Raw genomic sequence first — 17707 nt, 5'->3', positions numbered from 1 at the left:
GACCCGAGCAAGGCCATCTACGTCCCGCGCGGCGTGGGCAACTCCTTCCAGGCCCTGGAGGACGGCACCGCCTACACCTACCTGGTGGACGCCCACTGGTCCATTGAATTGAAGAAGACCTACACCTTCGTGAACCTCGCCGACCCCGAGCTCGCCATCCAGTGGCCCATCCCGCTGGACCAGGCCACCGTCTCCGAGGCCGACCTCAACCACCCGATGCTCGCCGACGTCGTCCCCATGGCGCCCAGGCGCACCCTCGTCACCGGCTGCAACGGCCAGCTGGGCCGTGCGGTGCGCGCGCTCGCCGAGGAGCGCGGCGTGGCGAAGGACTTCGACTTCTGCGAAATCGACACCTTCGACATGTCCGACCCGGACGCCTACGCGCAGTACGACTGGTCGCTCTACGGCACCGTGATCAACTGCGGCGCCTACACGGCCGTGGATAAAGCGGAGACCCCCGAGGGCCGTGTCATCGCCTGGAAGGCCAACGCGACCGGCCCCGCCCTCCTCGCCCGCACATGCTCTGATCACGGGATCACCCTCGTCCACGTGTCCAGCGACTACGTCTTCGACGGCACCGCCGAGGTGCATGACGAGGACGAGCCCCTCAGCCCGCTGTCCGTCTACGGCCAGACCAAGGCCGCCGGCGACATCGCCGTGGCCGGGTGCCCGCGCCACTACATCATGCGCTCCAGCTGGGTCATCGGCGAGGGCCGCAACTTCGTCAAGACGATGAAGGGCCTGTCCGACCGCGTCGCCGACCCCGAGGACGGGCTCGAGCAGGTCACGGTCGTTGACGACCAGCTGGGCCGCCTGACCTTCACGCGCGACATGGCCGAGGCCATCTTCCACGTGCTGGGGACGCACGCCCCCTACGGCACCTACGACTGCACCGGCTCCGGCACCGTCAAGTCCTGGGCCGATATCGCCCGCGCCGTCTTCGAGGCCGCCAACGGCAACGGGGACAGGGTCGTGCCGGTATCGACCGCCGACTACTACGCGAGCGCCGAGGGCCCCGTCGCCCCGCGCCCGGTCCACTCCGCGCTCGACCTGTCCAAGCTCGAGGCTGCCGGCTTCCACATGCCCGACTGGGAGGAAGAGCTGGGGGAGTACATCAAGACGCTCTAGCCGCTATTAACTTTTCGAGAGTAAAAGCCGCCGTTCTTTAACGGCGGCTTTTCTTGTTGGTGGCTATCTGCGCAGTGGTGCCAATAGTATTTTGCGGAAGATCTACCTCTCGCTTGGCATGGAAGTAGGGTGGCCGGGCTGGTCGTCGTAGGCGTATTTGCTGTACACGTTGACCTCCCACTGCTTTTTTTCGACCTTTGCTACAGAATCTAGGATGAAGCCGGTCGCAAGGCTCAGGCCGCACAGGAACATAAACGAGGCGGCGAGCATAGCGGTGGGGAAGCGCGGGACGAGGCCGGTCTGGAAATATTCGACAACGATGGGCATGCCCAGGGCGAGGCCGAATACCGCGAACAGAAGCGCAACGAGGCTGAAGAACTTCAGCGGGCGGTAGTCCTTGAACAGCGTGCCGATCATCGCAACGACTTTAATGCCGTCGCTCACGGTGTTGAGTTTGGACTCGGAACCCTCGGGACGGTCGCGGTACTCGATGGGCACATCTTTGATGCGCCAGCGGTGGTCGACGGCGTGGATCGAGAGCTCGGTTTCGATCTGAAAGCCCTCGGAAAGCACTGGGAAGGTTTTAACGAACGGGCGGCTCATGGCGCGGTAGCCTGTCATGACGTCATCGAAGCTGTAGCCATAGATCCACTTGATCATGGCGCGGACCAGATTATTGCCAAAGCCGTGGAAGGCACGCTTGTTCTCCTCGGCGTAGGTGCCGTTGGAAAGGCGATCGCCTACGGTCATGTCGGCCGTGCCGTTAAGGATGGGCTCGCAGAGGGCCTTGGCCGCCTCGGCGGGGTAGGTGTCGTCTCCGTCGACCATCAGGTAGCAATCGGCGTCGATATCGCGAAACATCTGGCGGCACACGTTGCCCTTTCCCTGACGGGGCTCAAAGCGGACTGTGGCGCCGTGCTCGGTGGCAATGCGTGAGGTATCGTCCGACGAGTTGTTGTCATAGACATAGACCGTCGCCTGCGGAAGCTCGCGGTGAAAGTCGTCGATGACTTTGCCGATCGTGAGCGCTTCGTTGTAGCAAGGGATGATGACGGCGATGGATTCAGAATTCACTTAATGCTCCTTATACATTCAATCCTAGAAAGTATAGCCGTTTGGGCCTGGCATCCTAAGATGTGGGTTAGTTCTCCAGTTTTGTTGCGCGAATCGTTTGCATGGTCGTCGGGTCTATACTGTTCGTTTGTCAACGATTACGAGTAAAGGAGTTGCATCCGTGTCGGATCAGACAAAGCAACAAGAAACTCGCAGTCTGCCTGCGACGTTTGCTAAGAACGAGTTTGAGAAGGACGCGTTTATCCTTCGTCAGCTGGTTACCAAGGATTTTAAGATCAAGTATCGCCGTAGCGTTCTGGGCGTCGCATGGTCGGTGCTCAACCCGCTGCTGATGATGATCGTCATGGCTATCGTGTTCTCGACGATTTTCGCCCAGGGCCGCAATGGCTCGATTACGCCCGAGATGTACCCGCTGTACTTGATCGTGGGTAACGTTACCTTTGCCGTCATGTCCGAATCTACGAACCAGGCCCTGACGTCGATCGTGGGTGCTGCCCCGCTGCTCAAGAAGGTTAAGGTGCACCGCTGGGTCTTCCCAGTACAGAAGGTGCTATTCTCGCTGGTTAACTTTGCCTTCTCACTGGTCGCCGTTGCCATCGTTATGCTGTGGTTCCACGTTATGCCTTCTTGGCACCTGATTCTGCTGCCGGTCTGCCTACTGCTGCTTATGTGCTTCTGCATGGGCCTGGGCATGATGCTCTCCGCCCTCACGGTCTTCTTCCGCGATGTCATGCATCTGTGGAGCGTCGTCATTACGGCGTGGACTTACATCACGCCTATTTTCTGGACGACCGACTTCGTTGCGCAAATGCCGCATCTCGTGCGCATTCTGGTCTATGCGAACCCCATGTATAACTACCTGCAGTTTATGCGCGATATCTTCCTGTTCCAGACTACGCCCTCGCTTATGACGTTTGGTATGTGCGTTGCTTGGGCGGTTCTTGCGCTTGTTATTGGCTACACCGTGTTCCATAAGTCCGAGCGCAAGTTCATCCTCTACATCTAAGGAGTGCTGTGATGACTGAATCTGTTGTTGATTACAGCGAGCAGCCTCTGGCTGTCGAGGTCGACGACGTCACCATGATCTTTAACATGGCGTCCGAGTCGCTGACCAACCTCAAGGAGTACTTCATTAAGCTTGCCAAGCACGAGCTGTTCTTTGAGGAGTTTCGGGCGCTTAAGCACATCTCGTTCGATATTCATCGCGGCGAAGTTGTGGGTCTGGTCGGCACCAATGGTTCCGGCAAGTCTACGATGCTCAAGATCATCGCTGGCGTGCTTGAGCCCAGTGAGGGCAGCGTTAAGGTGCACGGTAACATCGCGCCGCTGATTGAGCTTGGTGCCGGCTTTGACCCCGAGCTGACCGCCCGCGAGAACATCTATCTGAACGGTGCCCTGCTCGGCTACACCAAGGAGTTCATCGACGCCAACTTTGACGGCATTATCGAGTTCGCTGAGCTGCAGAACTTTGTCGACATGCCGCTTAAGAACTTCTCCTCGGGCATGGTGGCGCGTATTGCCTTTGCAATCGCGACGATCACCGAGCCCGATATTCTGATCGTTGACGAGACGCTGTCCGTCGGCGATGTGTTCTTCCAGCAAAAGTGCGAGGCGCGTATTCAGCACTTTATCCAGAGCGGCGACGTGACGGTTCTGTTCGTTTCGCACTCCATGGAGCAGGTTGAGCGCATCTGCCAGCGCGCCGTTTGGATTGAGAAGGGCGACCTTCGCATGGACGGCCCGGTTGATGAGGTCTGCAAGGCGTACCGCGAGCAGTTCAACTAGGTTATAATTACTAGCGCTTGGCACGCGTGCGCGTGCTTGGGCGTGCGGTTATTTGCTCCATTAGCTCAGTTGGATAGAGCAGGGGACTTCTAATCCCAAGGTCGACGGTTCGAATCCGCCATGGAGCACCATCGTTTATTAAGCCCAGACCGCTTGGTGGTCTGGGCTTTTTTCGTCTTGCTGATGTGGATTGGCCTTTCAGCGACTCCAACGCATGGGCGTAGCCTTGGTTTTAAACGTTTTGCGTGGCTTACTGCTCTGCCCTCGAACACTCCGATAAGTCTTTCGCAACCGCATTCAGCGATTACGGCAATAGAACTTAGTGCGGCATTCTAGTCGCATCTTCAACATCCAGAAAATCATTCGTGGCGCCAACAAACTCCTGCATGTTCCTGACGATGCGGCCATCGTTATCGATGCGAATCTCTAAACGCTTCCAGGGGAACTTCATGATGTGGTAAAGGGTTACCAGCACATCCTGTTCTTTGCCAATTTTGAGCAGCCAACGGGCGCAGTTATCGCCGCAGGTGGAAGCATTAAAGACCATGTTGGGGAGATTGCGGACAAGTAGGAGCGTCTTTACTCCGCCGGATAACTCGAGCGGGCTGATCGAGCCCAGCTGCTTGCTTATGATGTTGTGAGAGCCGATGAGCTCCGATCCGTCAACGCCTTTAATAATTTGCGCAGCCATGGGGTCTTCGAACCATGAATCCAAGTACGAGTTCCTAAAGTAGGTCTTGGTATCGTAGATGGAGCCGGGGTAATCTCCCAGATGAATGCTCAGCATGCGGGTCTCCAAACATTGTGTGACTGCAACGATTATATGCCAGTAATAAAATGCCGGCAGCAGCGAGATTGCTGCTGCCGGCACTGGCGTTGTAGTCACGCGAATCAGCGTTCGTGAATTGTCACCGTTTGCTTACTTTTCGAGACGCTCCCTCAGCAGCTCCAGGGCATGGGCGTAGCCTTGGAGGCCTTCGCCAGTGATGGTGGCGAAGCAGGCTAGGCGTGCATAGCTCACCTGGCGGAAGTCTTCGCGCGTCTCTACGGCGCTGATGTGTACCTCGACGGCTGGGATGGCGACGGCCTTGAGGGCATCGAGGATCGCCACGCTCGTGTGCGTGTAGGCAGCCGGGTTGATGACGATGCCGTCGACCTTGCCGTAGGCCTCCTGGATCTTGTCGACGATGCTGCCCTCGTGGTTAGACTGGAAGACCTCGACTTCGTCGAAGCCCTGTTCGGCGCCCGCTTCCTGGCAGATCTGCACTAAGCGGTCGTAGTTGTCGCTGCCATAGATGCCCGGCTCGCGAATGCCGAGCATGTTGAGGTTGGGGCCGTTGATGACGAGTGCTTTCATGGTTGCTTCCTTTGCGGTTGGAAAACCACCACAAAGGTGCCTGTCCCCTTTGTGGTGGTTTTGGTTAGAGGGCGGGTGGGAGGGTGTCGAGGAGGGCTTGGGCGGTGTTGGCGGCGCAGTCGCGTGAGTCGATGATGTAGTCGGCCCAGGCGCGGTAGCGCGGCATGCGCTGCTCGGCAAGTTTATCGATGCCATCACGGGCGGTGATAGGGCGTCCCTTGTGGGCGAGTTCGTCGAGCTTGCGGTTGAGCATCACGATCTGGCTGTTTTGGTGCAGCAGCGGATAGTTTTCGTCGCGCGTGACCACGCCGCCGCCGGTGGAAAGCACCAGGCCGCTGCGCTTGGAAATGTCGGCCAGCTCCGCTGTCTCCTGCTCGCGGAAGGCGGCCTCGCCGCGCTCGACGATAAAGTCGGCGCAGGGCATGTCGAGGCGTTCCTCGAGGGCGCGGTCCAGGTCGATGTGCTTGCGACCCGTGAGCAGGGCAATCTGCTCACCCACGCGGGTCTTGCCCGAGCCCGGCATGCCGATCAGCGCGATGTTCTGTTCGCGGCGTGACAAGCGCTCCGTTATGTCCAGGATGCGCTCGCGCGGGGTGACCTGGCCGGTATAGCGCTCGACGGCCTGTGCCGCTTGGGCCACGAGCATTAGCAGGCCGTCGATGCAAGGGATACCGCGGCGCTCGGCCTCGAGCATCAGGCCCGTGCGGGCGGGGTTGTAGACAATGTCGATAACGCCTTCGAGCGCATCGAGCCCTTCGAACGTGCAAGGCGCGTCGGGGCAGTGGGGGAACATGCCGGCAGGCGTGCAGTTGACGAGCAGGGCGGCGTCGGACTGCTGCGCGATGTTGCCGTAGTTGACCTCGCTCGTGCGACCCACGGGTACGACGATGGCGCCCAGGTCTCCCAGCACCATGCTCGCCGTGGTGCCGGCGCCACCGGTGGCGCCGAGCACGAGAACTTTCTTGCCGGTAACCTCAACTCCCAGCTCCTCGACCAGGCACTGAAAACCAAAGTAGTCAGTATTATCGCCGCGCAGGCGGCCGTCGGGCAGGCGCGTGATGGTGTTGACGTTGCCCATGCGCTCGGCGAGCGGGCTCAGCTCGTCCAGATACTCCATGACGGCGCGCTTGTAGGGGATGGTCACGTTGGTGCCCTCCCACTCGTCGCCCGTCATAAAGGCCTCAAGATCCTCGGGCTCGCGCTCAAAACGCACGTACTCGAGCCCAGCGAGCTCCTTGTAGATGGTTGGGGTGTAGCTGTGGCCCAGCACGCGGCCCAGCACTCCGTAGGGGCGGGTTGCGGCGGTATCGGTCATCTAGAGCACCTCCGTGTAGCTGCCAAAGTAGGTGAAGCTCTCGCACACGTCGTCGATAGAATCGAGCAGGTCGTCGAGGGCCTTGCTGCCAAAGGGGCAGTCCAGATCAAAGTAGAACATAAACTCAAAGTCGCGGCCGGGGATGGGGCGGCTCTCGAGCTTGATGAGGTTGATGTTGAGCGCATAGAAGCGCTCGAGCACGCGGTAGAGGGCGCCCGGCTCATTGGCCGTGGTAATCATGAGCGAGGTACGGTTGGCACCGGGATAGACGCGCGGCTCACGGCTGATGACGACAAAGCGCGTGTAGTTGTTGTCCGAGTCCTGGATGTTGGGCTCCAGCACCTCCAGGCCATAGAGTGCCGCGCAGCTGCGCGATGCGATGGCGGCAATATCGGTGCGCTCGGAGCTGGCGACCATCTCGGCCGACATGGCGGTGTTGGGGTACTTGGTGGCGTGCAGGTCGTGGGACTCGATAAAGCCCGCACACTGGGCAATGGCTTGGCCGTGGCTGTAAACCTCGCGCACGTCGGCGAGCTTGGTGCCGGGCTTGACGAGCATGTTGTGGTCGATCTTGAGGCGAAGCGAGCGCACGATGTGGAAGTCGAACTGGGCGAGCAGGTCGTAGACGGCGTTGACCGAGCCGGCGGTGGAGTTCTCGATGGGCAGCACGCCAAACTCGCAGAAGCCGTCGCGCACAGCGCGCATAACGCCTTCGAAGGTCTCGAAAAACGCGATGTCGGGCACGTCGAAGAGTTTGCACGCGGCGATCTGGCTATAGGCACCTTCCACGCCCTGGCAGGCAACTGTGGCCGTTTGAGGGAAGGGCGTGTCAAAGGCTGCAGCCGTGGCGTGGGCCTTTTGCGAGACGGTGATGCCCTTGAGCTCGTTGATGTAGCGCTGCTGCTCGGCCTTGCTCATGCTCATAAGGAGGCGGAACAGGGTGATGGTCTGCGCCTCGTAGCGCTCGGGCGCGCGGCTGGCGAGGTTGTTGAGTTTTGAGCGCTCGCGGGCGGGGTCAAAGACGACCTTGCCCATCTCGATCTTTGATTTGGCGACCTCGGTGGCAATGTCCATACGCTCGACAAAGCTATTGAGGAGCGTGGTGTCGATGCCATCGATGGTCTGGCGAATATCGGCAAGGTCCATGGAGGCCCCTTTCACGTAATGGCAGAGTTGACAGGCAACCCAGGTGAGTCGGGTTAGAGCTGGCCTGCGTCCTCGAGGAGGGCGTCCCAGATGGCCAGCGCTGCGGCTGCTTCGGCTACGGGGACAGCTCGGGGGACGATGCAGGGATCGTGACGGCCGTGCACCGAGAGTTCGACATTTTCCATGGCGTCCATGTCCACGGTCTGCTGCTCGCGGCCAATGGAGGGCGTCGGCTTTACGGCCATACGCCACATGACGGGCGCGCCGGTCGAAATACCGCCCAGGATGCCGCCGGCGTTGTTGGATTCGACCTCGATCTTTCCGGTCTCGGCGTCGATGCGATACGGATCGTTGTTCTCGCTGCCGCGCATGGCGGCCACGGCAAAACCCATGCCAAACTCCACGCCCTTTACGGCGGGAATGCCAAACGCGATTTGCGCGATGCGGTTCTCGATACCGTCGAACATGGGGTCGCCGATGCCCGCGGGAAGCCCGTAAATGCCGCACTCCACGATGCCGCCGATGCTGTCGAGTTCGTCGCGCGCGGCCAGGATCTCCTCGCGCATGCGGCCGGCTGCGGCGGCGTCAATGCACGGCAGATCGTTCGTAAGGATCGCCTTGCGGTCGGCCTCGCGATGGACCATATCGTCCATCGGCAGGTCGGAGATGCCGCCGATCTGCGCGACGTGCGCCATGACCTGAATGCCGCGGGCCTCGAGTGCCTGCAGCGCAATGCCGCCGGCGATGCACAGGGGTGCCGTTAGGCGGCCGGAGAAATGCCCGCCACCAGCGACATCGTGCATGTTGTGATACTTCACACGCGCCGGGTAATCGGCATGTCCCGGACGGGGCTTGCGGCGCAGCTCGGAGTAATCCTTGGAGCGCGTGTTGGTGTTCTCGATAATCGCGGCAATGGGCGCGCCGGTGGTATGTCCATCGACAACACCGGCAATGATATGCACGGCGTCGGCCTCGCGGCGCTTGGTTGCGGTCTCGTCGCGACCGGGGGCGCGACGGTCGAGGAAGGCCTGCAGCTTCTCCTGGTCCACGGCGATGCCCGCCGGGATGCCATCGAGCGAGCAGCCGATGGCGGGGGAGTGCGATTGGCCGAAGATGCTTAAGTGTAAGACGTTGCCAAAGGTCGAGGACATGCTATTCCTCCTCGAGTGTGACCTTGCCGCCCAGCAGGCGATAGTGGTCGAAGAAATCGGGATAGGACTTGTTGACGGCCTCGGCGCCGTGGATCACAACCTCGCCGGTGGCGCGGCTCGCAGCGATGGCAGCCATCATGGCGATGCGGTGATCGTTGTGCGAGTCGACCTCGCCGCCAGTAAAGGCGTCGACACCCTTGATGATGAGGTCGTCACCGGCAATGCGTACCTGTGCGCCCAGTGCGGTGAGCTCGTGGGTGGTAGTGGCCAGACGGTCGGATTCCTTGATGCGCAGGCGGGCACAATCGCGGATGAACGTGCGGCCCTGCGCCAGCGAGGCCACGGCCGAGATAACAGGCACAAGGTCGGGAATGTCGTGGGCGCTCATCTCAAAGCCGGCGAGCTTGTCGGACTGCACGGTGGCGGCGTTGGTGGAGCGCACGATGCGGGCACCAAAGCGCGAAAGCGCGGCAAGCACGTTGCGGTCGCCCTGTGCGGAGCTCAGGGACACACCCTCGACGGTGATGGGGTCGGAGCCGATGGCGCCGGCGCACAGCCAAAAGGCGGCGTTGGACCAGTCACCCTCGACGGCTACGCTGCCGGGCGTGCGATACGAGCCACTGCTCACGCGGAAGTTCGTGACCTCGGGCTGGCCGTCCTTGGCCGGAATACGTTCGACGTTGACCTCGACGCCAAAGGCCTTCATGGCCTGGATCGTCAGGTTGATGTAGGGGCGGCTCTCGATGAGGCCGGTCACCTGCACACAGGAGGGCTGGGCGAGCAACGGGGCTGCCAGCAGCAGGCCCGAGATGTACTGCGAGCTCACGTTGCCCGGCAGCACAAAGGTGCCCGGGCGCATGCGTCCGCTCGTCTTGAGCGGAAAACCGCCCAGGCCCTGCAGGTCGCAACCTGCGGCGATGATCTCGTCCGAGAGCGGAGAGAGCGGGCGGGCGCCCAAGCGTCCCTGACCCACAAAAGTTGCTTCTGCGCCCAGCGCGCAGGCGACGGGCAACATAAAGCGGAGCGTGGAGCCGCTTTCGCCACAGTCAAGCGTGCCGCCGGCAAGGGCCTTGAGCAGGCCAAACTCAACACTCTTCATGGTGGGGTGGACCTGGAAGCCGTCCTCGACGGTCTCGATGCGGGCGCCGAGCGCCGTGAGGCAACGCACCGTGGCCTCGATGTCGGCGCAGGTAGTGTTGCAGGTAACGTGCGTCTCGCCGTTGGCAAGCGCGGCGCAGATGATCAGGCGATGCGCCATCGACTTGGACGCGATGGCGGGAACGGTGCCCTTGAGCGGGGACGGGGTGATGCGGGCTAGCATGCGGATGCGTCTCCCTTCTGGCCGAGGCCTTCGGCAATGAGTTCGTGGAAAGTGGAAAGCGGCGTGCGGTCGATGCTGCAGCGGCCAATGTCGTGCGGAATCACCAGGTCGATGGTGTCGCCCGCGCGCTTCTTGTCGTGGAGCGCCTCGGCAAAGATGGCATCGGCATCTAGGTCGCAGTGGGTCTTGAGGCCATGGCGGGCGCAGAGTTCCTCAATACGACCGGGCAGCTCGGCATCGCAGACGCCGTGTAGGGCCGCGGCGCGCGTGATGATGCCCATGCCGATCGACACGCAGTTGCCGTGTCCGAGCTCAAAGTGCTCGCAGGCCTCGACGGCGTGTCCGGCGCTGTGTCCAAAGTTGAGCAGCTTGCGCTGGTTGGTTTCGTGCTCGTCGGCGACGACCACGGCGCGCTTGATGTCGATGTTGCGGGCGATGATGAGTGCTACGCGGGCCACATCGCGGTTGAGCAGCTCCAGCGTGAGCGGGGTCTTCTCCAGCTCGGCGAAAAGCTCCGGGTCGGCGATCACGGCGTGCTTGACGACCTCGCCGCAGCCGTCGGCGAACTGCTCGGGCGTGAGGGTGGCCAGGCACCCCACGTCGGCGATAACCACGCTCGGCTGCCAAAAGGCGCCGGCCAAGTTCTTGCCGGCAGCCAGGTCGATGGCGGTCTTGCCGCCCACCGACGAATCCACCATGGCGAGCAGGCTCGTCGGGATCTGCACAAACTTGCAGCCGCGCATGTAGGTCGCGGCCACAAAGCCCGCCACATCGCCCACGACGCCGCCCCCGAGTGCCACGATCACGTCGGAGCGCGAAAGCTCGTGCTCGGCCACAAACTCCAAAATGGCAACATAGGTTTCGGCGCGCTTATGGGCCTCGCCGGCCTCGAAGGTGCAGATGCTCACCTCGTAGCCTGATGCCTCCAGGCTCTGCTTAACGGGCATCTGGTAGAGCGGGCCTACGTTGGTGTCCGTCACGATGACGGCCTTGGTGCCGCCGGCAGTGGCGCGCACGAGCGGTCCCGCCTGCTCCAGCAAAAACGTGCCAACATGCACCTGGTAGGGGCGTGCGGTGTCGATATCGATGGTAATCGCCATAAGCTTCGGTCCTTTCGACCTGGCGTGATAGGTGGTCTAGTGGGAGGCTTCGTCGTCGAGTGCGCGCTTAATGCGGTCGCCCTCGGCAAGGAGATTCTCCAGATAGCGCTGGTCGCGGTTCTTGAGCGCACGGCTGTAGGCGCCAAGCGACTCGATCAGATGGTCGATCTCGAAGGCGAGCGCGTCGGCGTCGTCGATCATGAGCTCGGACCACATTTGCGGGTTGAGGTGCGCCACGCGGGTGAGATCGCGGTAGCTACCGGCCGAAAAGCCGTGGTGGACCTGGGCGGTGGGGCTTTTGACGTAGGCGTTGGATACCACGTGCGCAAGCTGGCTCGTGAAGGCGATGACGCGGTCGTGCTCGGCGGCGCTGGTCACGCTGAACTTGCCAAAGCCCAAGGGGCGCACCATCTCGCGCACCTGGCCCAAAAGCTCCAGCTTGAGCGCATCGTCTACCGCGGGCGGTACGAGCACCAGCGGGGCGCCCTGGAACAGGTCGGCACGAGAGTTAGCGTAGCCCGAGAACTGGGTGCCCGCCATGGGGTGCGCGCCCACAAAGTAAAAGCCGTGCTCGCGGGCAAGCTCAAAGGCACGTTCGCACACGATGCCCTTGACGCCCACCGTGTCGATCACCACGGGGCCCATGATGGCGTCGGTGTCGGTGGCGTCGGCGAGCGCCTTGGCGTGCGTCTCGAGCCACTCGATGCATGCCTCGGGGTAGCAAGCCAGGACGATGATGTCGCATTCGCCGAGTGTCTTGTCGTTGAGCTCTCCGGCGACAGTGCCCATGCTGGCGGCCGTCATGACATCGTCATCGGGGTCCCAGGCCAGCACGCGGACGCCCGCCTGTGCATAGCCGCGGGCAAAGCTACCGCCGATGAGGCCAAGGCCGACGATGCCGGCGCACTTGGGGCCGCCCTGGTTAACGCGCGCGTTTCTCACCGTACCCATGGGCTACTCCATGGTCTCTTGGCAGACAACCTCGCGGATGGCTCGGATGCGGCGCATGGTGTCGTCGAACTGATCGGGGGTGAGGGCCTGGGCGCCGTCGGACCAGGCGCGGCTCGGCTCGTCGTGGACCTCGATCTCCAGGCCGTTGGCACCGCAGGCGGTCGCGGCGAGCGCCATGGGCTCGACGTAGCGGGTGTAGCCGGTGGCGTGGCTGGGGTCGGCGACGACGGGCAGGTGCGACAGGTGGTGCAGCACCGGCACGGCGTTAAGGTCGAAGGTGTTGCGGGTGCGGGTCTCGAAGGTGCGGATACCGCGCTCGCACAGGATGACGTTGTCGTTGCCCTCGCTCATGATGTACTCGGCTGCCATAAGCAGCTCGTCGATCGTGCCGGACATGCCGCGCTTGAGCAGAATCGGGGTCTGGGTCTTGCCGACCTCCTTGAGCAGGGGGAAGTTCTGGGCGTTGCGGGCGCCGATCTGCATGACGTCAATCTTCTTGTCAAGGAAGACCTGCACGTCGCGCGGGTCCATGATCTCGGTGACGATCGGCATGTCGAGCTCGGCAGACGCCTCGCACAGCAGGTCGAGGCCGGCGGGGCCCATGCCCTGGTAGGCGTAGGGGGAGGTGCGGGGCTTGTAGGCACCGCCGCGCAGCATCGTGGCACCGGCTGCCTTTACGCGGCGTGCGATGCGAATGAGGTTCTCGCCCTCGACGGAGCAGGGGCCGGCGATGACTTGGAACTGGTCGCCGCCGATCTTGACGCCGTGGCCGCAGTCGATGACGGAGTCCTCGGGGTGGAACTTGCGGTTGGCGCGCTTGAACGGCTCCGAGACGCGCTGCACGCGCTCGACGACATCCATGGACTCGAGCAGGAACGGGTCGATCTTGGTCGTATCGCCCACCAGGCCGATGATCGTCTCGTTCTCGCCGCGCGAGACGTCGGTCTTCAGGCCTTTTTTCTCAATCCAGCTGACGATATGGCCGACGGCCTCGTCGCTGGCGCTCTGCTTTAAAATTGCAATCATGGTGTGCCTCTCACCTCGATGGATAACTTTTGCAAAAACGGCCCGCATCGCGAGCCGTGTATATATGGTGCATGAGAGTTTATACTATCTGACTCGCTTTTGCCTTCTAAAGTGGGCCGTTGCGCCGCGTCTTCCTCGGAATTGCAAAGCTTTTTCTTTTATTTTGATAGCCCGTGGTGCACTTGGGTATAATGCCAAACGTTGGCCCTATTAGCTCAGGGGATTAGAGCGTCTGCCTCCGGAGCAGAAGGCCGTTGGTTCGAATCCAACATGGGGCACCATCGAACGTAAGACCGTCCGAACCTCGCATGGTCCGGACGGTTTTTCTTATACCGACGCGACGTGATGGGACGTGGTATGGCAGCAACGGATATCGAGCGCGGACTCTCGACCGCCGAGGTCGAGGAGCGCATCGCCGCCGGTAAGATCAACCGCAACATGGAGCACAAGACCAAGTCGGTCAAAGAGCTCATCATCGAGAACCTCTGCACGCTGTTCAATTTGATCAACGTGATCTTGGCGTTCCTGGTCATTTTGACCGGTTCGTTTAAGAACCTGACGTTCCTGTTCGTGGTGTTCCTCAATACCGCTATTGGCGTCATCCAGTCCATGCGGTCCAAGAAGATGGTCGATAAGCTCACGCTGCTGACCTCCAAGAAGGCCATCGCGGTGCGCGACGGTGCCGAGGTGGAGCTCGACTTGGACCAGATCGTGCTCGACGACATCATCCGCCTGGGGCGCGGCGACCACATTCCCGCTGACGCCGTGGTGGTTTCCGGCGAGGCGCTCGTGAACGAGAGCCTGCTGACGGGCGAGAGCGACCTTATTAAGAAGCAGCCCGGTTCCGAGCTCATGAGCGGCAGCTTTATCGACTCGGGCCTGCTGCGCGCCCGCGTGATCCATGTCGGCGCCGACAACTACGTGGCCAAAATTAATAACGAGGCCAAGTACGTCAAAAAGGTCAATTCCGAGATCATGAACGCGCTGAACGCCATCGTGCGCTTTGCGAGCATCATCATGATCCCGCTCGGTTTGGCGTTGTTTGCCTCGAGCGTGAGCGAGCTGTGGGATGCAGCGGGAACCCCGGGCGATAGCGCGCTTTCGTGGTGCTTCTCCGAGCTGTTGGCTGGTCATGTGCCTTCGTCGGCGCTGCTGTCCACGGTGGGCGCCCTGCTGGGCATGATCCCGCAAGGCCTGGTGCTGCTGACCTCGTCGGTGCTCGCCATCGCCACGGTGCGCCTGGCCCGCCGCAAGGTGCTGGCGCAGCAGCTCTACTGCATCGAGACGCTCGCTCGCGTCGATGTACTGTGCCTGGACAAGACGGGCACCATCACGTCGGGCCGCATGGAGGTCGAGGGCACCTACCCGCTGCCTGTTGAGGGTGTTGGCTTTGGCGTGGACTCGGACGAGGCGGCTGTTCCCGTCGATACCACAGTGCTCGATTTTGCGCTGGCTAACGTGGCACGTGCGACTTCGGCCGATGCCAACGAGACCTGCCAGGCGCTGCTCAACTATTACGCCGATCGCCCGGTCGAGGTGTCTGAGCCGCTGTCGGTCATTCCGTTCTCGTCGTCTAAAAAATGGAGTGGCGCTTCGTTTGCGCAGGGCTCCTATGTGATGGGCGCCGCGCAGTTTGTGCTTTCGGAGCGTGTGTTTTCGCAGGTCGAGAACCGTGTCGCCGAGCTTGCCGATACCTGCCGCGTGCTCGTGGTGGCGCGCGTGGACGGCTTTACACCCGATGGCGATATGGTGGGCGAGGCCGAGCCCGTGGGCTTTGTGACCATCCGCGACGAGATTCGTACCTCGGCGGCCGAGACCATCGGCTACTTTAACGAGCAGGGTGTGACCCTCAACGTGATCAGTGGCGACGACCCGCGTACGGTGTCGTCGATCGCGCGCGTGGTGGGCGTGCCGGGGGCGGACGCTTATGTGGACGCCACGACGCTCGATACGCCTGCCAAGCTCGATGCCGCAGTGGACCGCTACCATGTCTTTGGTCGTGTGACCCCGCAGCAGAAGCGCGAGCTCGTGCAGGCGCTCAAGCGCCGCGAGCACACCGTGGCCATGACGGGCGACGGCGTCAACGATGTGCTGGCGCTCAAGGAAGCCGACTGCTCCGTCGCCATGGCGGCCGGCTCCGATGCCGCGCGTAATGTGGCCGAGATTGTACTCGTCGACAACGACTTTGCCTCGATGCCCGCCGTGGTGGCCGAGGGCCGTCGCTCCATCAACAACCTGCAGCGTTCGGCCTCGCTGTTCCTGACCAAGACGCTGTTCTCGATGGGCCTGGCGGCGCTGTGCATTGCGCTGCCGCCGTACCCCTTCGAGCCCATCCAGATGACACTCATCAACTTCTTTTGCATCGGCGCGCCGGGCTTTGTGTTGGGCCTGGAGCCCAACAATGCTCGCGTGAAGGGTGCGTTTTTGACCAACGTACTCAAGCGTGCACTGCCGGCGTCGATTGCGGTCATTTTGGCTGCGGCGCTCGATATCTTTGTGGCGCGCGTGTTTGGCTTTAGCCAGCTCACGCTGTCTACGATGTGCCTGCTTACGTCGTGCGCGGCGAGCGTCAGCCTGATCTGGCGCATCTCGCAGCCGCTCACACCCTTACGTGTGGTGCTCTTTGTGTTTGTAGTCGCCGGCATCCTGGTGGGCGTTATCGGATTCCCGGGGCTGCTTTCTATTGCCAACCTGTCGATGGGCCAGATGGTTATCTTGGCTGTCATCGTGGTCTTTACCTGCTCGGTGTTCTTTAAGCTCGCCACGATGATGGATTCGCTCAAGCCGCGTCGTCGTCATGCCGCAACTGGTTTTGGCCGCGGTGTGCACGTCCGCCTGGGTCGCGGTGGCGGCAAGGTGAGCTCGACGGGTTCGACGGCCGAGCGTTTTGCCAAGCGCGTCGCCGCCGACATGGCGCAGCGCCGCGAAGATCGCACCGCTCGCGAGGCCGAGGCCCGCGCACTCGAGGGCGTGGGCCAGGCCCAGCCCAAGAAAAAGAAGAGTACCGGAGCTAAGCGCTCTCGTGTGACCAAGTCCGCCCAAGGCATCAAAGTCTCGATGCCAAGCAAAAAGAAGAAGTAGCTACGCGCCCTGGCGATGTTGAATTGGTGCCTTGTTCCTGTGGGGCCGTGGCGATGTTATGCTCTAACCTCGATTGTTTGAATTGCTTCGAAAAGAGGATGCCGTGATCTGCCCGCATTGCCTTAAGACTATCGAGGACGGCGCCTCGTTCTGCCCCTACTGCAACGCCTATGTGGGTCCGGGCGATGGTCCCGAGCACACCGAGTTCGTGTTCTGTGAGGGCTGCGGTGCCCGTCTTTCTCCGCATGATCGTACGTGCCCCAAATGCGGACGCCCCGCTCCGGGTATCCTCTCCGAGGACGCGGCCGCATCCGACCTGGCAGCGGGCCGCACGGCGGGCTTTCCGCGCCTAACGCAAGAGCAGATCGATACCGAGGTGCCGCATGCGCCGGCCTCTGCCGCTGCGGTGCTTTCGGATGCCGCTGATCCTAACGAGACCTGCGTGCTGCCGGCTTTCGATAAGGATTTCGGTATCCCCAAGGTCGATATTCCCACGCCCGTTTCCCTGCATGACGATGCTCAAAAACCCAAGCGCAAGGTGCACCCCGACGAGGACGCCTATCACAAGCACAAGCGTCATATCCCCAAGCCGCTCATCGTCATCGCGGTCCTTGCCGTCGTGTGCGGTGGTGCGTATTGGTTCGTGACGGCCGATCCCATGGGTGTCATGCCTGGCTTCTATGACCAGTTTGGCCAGGCCGCGCAGACGACCTTCCCCACGCGCCAAAAGGGCGAGGCGACTGAGGACGATACCAAGCAGGACGATTCTGCCGAGGTGGTCCAGGAAGAAACTGTGCTCACCGATGATCAGCTCTATACCAGGCTCGACGGTCTGTATCAGACCATCGTGTCCTACGGTGACGAGGACCAGATCGGCGAGGTCATCGATTCTTTTAACAATGGCTATCTTCGAACGCCACTGTCCACCCGTCAGGAGCTGTCGCAGAGTGCCTACGCCCTGCGCGACCAGATCAAAAAGACGCAAGATGAGCTTAACAACCTTAAGTATCAGGACGATACGGTCTATGCGGATGACATCGCCCACTTAAAGCAGCTTGCCGAGTGGATGTACGAGCGTGTCGACGTGATCTGTCAGAGCTGGGACATCTCGCTGGCCATTCCCGATGGTGAGTCGATGAGTTCCCACCAAAGCGATATCCTGGCGCCCATCGCGCAGGGCGGCAACAGCGCACTGAACCAGTACGACGCCAATGTGGGTTCCTGGAAGCCGCAGCAGCGTTCCTAAAATTAGTTCGCCATAGTCGGCATAAC

General features: G+C 61.6%; 15 protein-coding genes and 2 tRNA genes. 7 read left to right on the top strand and 10 right to left on the bottom strand.

All coding sequences use genetic code 11. The features are described 5' to 3' along the window. On the top strand, nucleotides 1–1128 hold a 1128-nt coding region (locus HMPREF9463_RS08775), incomplete at its 5' end, for a sugar nucleotide-binding protein (protein WP_035138609.1). Between the two features lie 102 nt (nucleotides 1129–1230). Here the strand turns inward: HMPREF9463_RS08775 and HMPREF9463_RS08770 are convergent. Then, nucleotides 1231–2202 carry a glycosyltransferase family 2 protein gene (locus HMPREF9463_RS08770; RefSeq protein ID WP_052044190.1) on the bottom strand — a complete coding sequence of 324 codons (972 nt, stop codon included), beginning with the start codon at nucleotides 2200–2202 and terminating at the stop codon, nucleotides 1231–1233. Nucleotides 2203–2362: 160 nt separating this feature from the next. Between HMPREF9463_RS08770 and HMPREF9463_RS08765 the strand changes: the two genes are divergently transcribed. The 3 genes from HMPREF9463_RS08765 (at nucleotide 2363) to HMPREF9463_RS08755 (ending at nucleotide 4118) form a co-directional block, all read left to right on the top strand. Then, entirely contained in the window at nucleotides 2363–3208 is an 846-nt protein-coding gene (locus tag HMPREF9463_RS08765) for an ABC transporter permease (protein WP_232219792.1), read from the top strand. A gap of 11 nt (nucleotides 3209–3219) precedes the next feature. Next, nucleotides 3220–3987 (top strand): ABC transporter ATP-binding protein, encoded by a 768-nt coding sequence (locus HMPREF9463_RS08760; RefSeq protein ID WP_006236046.1) that lies wholly within the window; start codon nucleotides 3220–3222, stop codon nucleotides 3985–3987. Nucleotides 3988–4041: 54 nt separating this feature from the next. Continuing rightward, nucleotides 4042–4118: transfer RNA gene (locus tag HMPREF9463_RS08755), tRNA-Arg, on the top strand. Nucleotides 4119–4306: 188 nt separating this feature from the next. Here HMPREF9463_RS08755 and HMPREF9463_RS08750 read toward each other — a convergent pair. The 9 genes from HMPREF9463_RS08750 to aroF form a co-directional block, all read right to left on the bottom strand. Beyond that, the gene (locus tag HMPREF9463_RS08750; RefSeq protein WP_035138607.1) at nucleotides 4307–4774 is read right to left on the bottom strand and encodes a DUF4869 domain-containing protein; all 468 of its coding nucleotides are present in this window, start codon (nucleotides 4772–4774) and stop codon (nucleotides 4307–4309) included. A gap of 132 nt (nucleotides 4775–4906) precedes the next feature. Further along, nucleotides 4907–5344 (bottom strand): type II 3-dehydroquinate dehydratase, encoded by a 438-nt coding sequence (gene aroQ / locus HMPREF9463_RS08745; RefSeq protein WP_035138605.1) that lies wholly within the window; start codon nucleotides 5342–5344, stop codon nucleotides 4907–4909. Between the two features lie 64 nt (nucleotides 5345–5408). Continuing rightward, nucleotides 5409–6659, bottom strand: a complete 1251-nt coding sequence (locus tag HMPREF9463_RS08740) for a shikimate kinase (RefSeq protein WP_035138604.1) — start codon at nucleotides 6657–6659, stop codon at nucleotides 5409–5411. Beyond that, entirely contained in the window at nucleotides 6660–7805 is a 1146-nt protein-coding gene (gene pheA, locus HMPREF9463_RS08735; RefSeq protein ID WP_035138603.1) for a prephenate dehydratase, read from the bottom strand. A 53-nt stretch (nucleotides 7806–7858) separates the two neighbouring features. Next, entirely contained in the window at nucleotides 7859–8956 is a 1098-nt protein-coding gene (gene aroC, locus HMPREF9463_RS08730; protein WP_035138601.1) for a chorismate synthase, read from the bottom strand. A gap of 1 nt (nucleotide 8957) precedes the next feature. Next, complete coding sequence (aroA, locus tag HMPREF9463_RS08725; protein ID WP_035138598.1) at nucleotides 8958–10277, bottom strand: 3-phosphoshikimate 1-carboxyvinyltransferase; 1320 nt, start codon at nucleotides 10275–10277, stop codon at nucleotides 8958–8960. Then, nucleotides 10271–11377 (bottom strand): 3-dehydroquinate synthase, encoded by a 1107-nt coding sequence (gene aroB / locus HMPREF9463_RS08720; RefSeq protein ID WP_035138597.1) that lies wholly within the window; start codon nucleotides 11375–11377, stop codon nucleotides 10271–10273. Before aroB ends, aroA begins: the two co-directional genes overlap by 7 nt. 36 nt (nucleotides 11378–11413) lie before the next feature. Further along, nucleotides 11414–12328, bottom strand: coding sequence for a prephenate dehydrogenase (locus HMPREF9463_RS08715; protein WP_035138596.1), 915 nt, complete (start codon nucleotides 12326–12328; stop codon nucleotides 11414–11416). A 3-nt stretch (nucleotides 12329–12331) separates the two neighbouring features. Then, entirely contained in the window at nucleotides 12332–13354 is a 1023-nt protein-coding gene (gene aroF, locus HMPREF9463_RS08710; RefSeq protein ID WP_035138595.1) for a 3-deoxy-7-phosphoheptulonate synthase, read from the bottom strand. Nucleotides 13355–13558: 204 nt separating this feature from the next. On the opposite strand from aroF, the gene HMPREF9463_RS08705 reads away from it, so the two are divergent. The 3 genes from HMPREF9463_RS08705 to HMPREF9463_RS08695 all read left to right on the top strand — a co-directional run bounded on the left by HMPREF9463_RS08705 (nucleotide 13559) and on the right by HMPREF9463_RS08695 (nucleotide 17681). Further along, nucleotides 13559–13635, top strand: a tRNA-Arg gene (locus HMPREF9463_RS08705). Nucleotides 13636–13711: 76 nt separating this feature from the next. Further along, nucleotides 13712–16435, top strand: a complete 2724-nt coding sequence (locus HMPREF9463_RS08700; protein WP_035138593.1) for an HAD-IC family P-type ATPase — start codon at nucleotides 13712–13714, stop codon at nucleotides 16433–16435. A gap of 103 nt (nucleotides 16436–16538) precedes the next feature. Next, the gene (locus tag HMPREF9463_RS08695) at nucleotides 16539–17681 is read left to right on the top strand and encodes a zinc ribbon domain-containing protein (protein WP_035138591.1); all 1143 of its coding nucleotides are present in this window, start codon (nucleotides 16539–16541) and stop codon (nucleotides 17679–17681) included. The last annotated feature ends 26 nt before the right edge of the window (nucleotides 17682–17707 follow it).

It is taken from the genome of Collinsella sp. 4_8_47FAA (assembly GCF_000763055.1).
In the GTDB taxonomy this organism is placed as follows: Bacteria; Actinomycetota; Coriobacteriia; order Coriobacteriales; family Coriobacteriaceae; genus Collinsella.
Note: the sequence above shows the minus strand (reverse complement) of the source record. Positions and strands in the feature narration are given on the sequence as shown.

What these genes read in the sequence shown, in the direction of transcription:
- HMPREF9463_RS08760 (WP_006236046.1), top strand. Translation starts at nt 3,220, where the DNA reads ATGACTGAATCTGTTGTTGATTACAGCGAGCAGCCTCTGGCTGTCGAG.
- HMPREF9463_RS08750 (WP_035138607.1), bottom strand. Translation starts at nt 4,774, where the DNA reads ATGCTGAGCATTCATCTGGGAGATTACCCCGGCTCCATCTACGATACC.
- aroQ (WP_035138605.1), bottom strand. Translation starts at nt 5,344, where the DNA reads ATGAAAGCACTCGTCATCAACGGCCCCAACCTCAACATGCTCGGCATT.
- HMPREF9463_RS08740 (WP_035138604.1), bottom strand. Translation starts at nt 6,659, where the DNA reads ATGACCGATACCGCCGCAACCCGCCCCTACGGAGTGCTGGGCCGCGTG.
- pheA (WP_035138603.1), bottom strand. Translation starts at nt 7,805, where the DNA reads ATGGACCTTGCCGATATTCGCCAGACCATCGATGGCATCGACACCACG.
- aroC (WP_035138601.1), bottom strand. Translation starts at nt 8,956, where the DNA reads ATGTCCTCGACCTTTGGCAACGTCTTACACTTAAGCATCTTCGGCCAA.
- aroA (WP_035138598.1), bottom strand. Translation starts at nt 10,277, where the DNA reads ATGCTAGCCCGCATCACCCCGTCCCCGCTCAAGGGCACCGTTCCCGCC.
- aroB (WP_035138597.1), bottom strand. Translation starts at nt 11,377, where the DNA reads ATGGCGATTACCATCGATATCGACACCGCACGCCCCTACCAGGTGCAT.
- HMPREF9463_RS08715 (WP_035138596.1), bottom strand. Translation starts at nt 12,328, where the DNA reads ATGGGTACGGTGAGAAACGCGCGCGTTAACCAGGGCGGCCCCAAGTGC.
- aroF (WP_035138595.1), bottom strand. Translation starts at nt 13,354, where the DNA reads ATGATTGCAATTTTAAAGCAGAGCGCCAGCGACGAGGCCGTCGGCCAT.
- HMPREF9463_RS08700 (WP_035138593.1), top strand. Translation starts at nt 13,712, where the DNA reads ATGGCAGCAACGGATATCGAGCGCGGACTCTCGACCGCCGAGGTCGAG.